The sequence below is a fragment of the Acidovorax sp. SRB_24 genome, assembly GCF_012931925.1.
This window is the reverse complement of the sequence record NZ_MWOM01000165.1, coordinates 1-777: the sequence shown is the minus strand read 5'-3', so window position 1 is coordinate 777 and position 777 is coordinate 1. Positions and strand designations below refer to the sequence as shown.

Sequence of the window (777 nt, the reverse complement as noted above, 5' to 3'; positions counted from 1 at the left end):
CGTGGTCAAGAACAAGATCATGTACGGCAAGAAGGTCAAGGGCATCGAGCGCAGCACCTTCCTAGTCAACGAAGAAGGCATCCTGACGCACGAGTGGCGCGGCCTCAAGGTGCCAGGCCACGTCGAAGAAGTGCTCAAGGCCGTCAAGTCCCTCAACGCCCTGAAAAAAGCGGCCTGACCTCCTCTGGCTGCGGCCAGCGCGCCACAGGTGCTCGCGAACGGTCTCAGGCGCCATGCATAATGGATCAATGCCGCTGAACTGCGTGACGCCTTCCTCCTGCACACAAGCCGCCTGGGCCACCAGGCGGCTTTTTGCTATCCAGACCTACCTGTCCGAGGCCTTGCACCATGCCCCTGCCCCCCGCCCCCACCCGGCGCGCCGCCCTGCTCTCACCCGAAGCCTACGAAGCCCCTGTCCGCCGCACGGGCGCACAGGTACAGGCCACTGCCCGCCCCACACCCGCAGCGCCTGAGGCCAGCGCGCAAGCGGCCCCCATGGCGCGAGCACCCGCGCGCAAAACCGCCACCGTCACCGCCAAGGCACGCAGCGCAGAAACGGCCCGCCACACCCCCGATGCGCCAGCGCAGGCACGCGCTCCGGCACCGGCCACCGCGCCCGCCGTGGCCAAGGCTGCGCCTGCGGCACGCACCGCTGTCCCGATGGCTGCCGCCGCAGCGCCTTCGCGCGCCCGCAAGGCCCGTGGTACGGGCCCCGCCAAGCTCTTCGTGCTCGACACCAACGTGCTGCTGCACGATCCCACCTGCCTGTTCCGCTTC

2 pseudogenes are annotated in these 777 nt (G+C 69.0%); both read left to right on the top strand.

Annotation, left to right across the window (positions count from 1 at the left end):
* Positions 1 to 178, top strand: a pseudogene (locus B2J89_RS21255) (peroxiredoxin); the annotation flags it as partial.
* A 170-nt stretch (positions 179 to 348) separates the two neighbouring features.
* Positions 349 to 777: pseudogene (locus B2J89_RS21250) on the top strand (PhoH family protein); the annotation flags it as partial.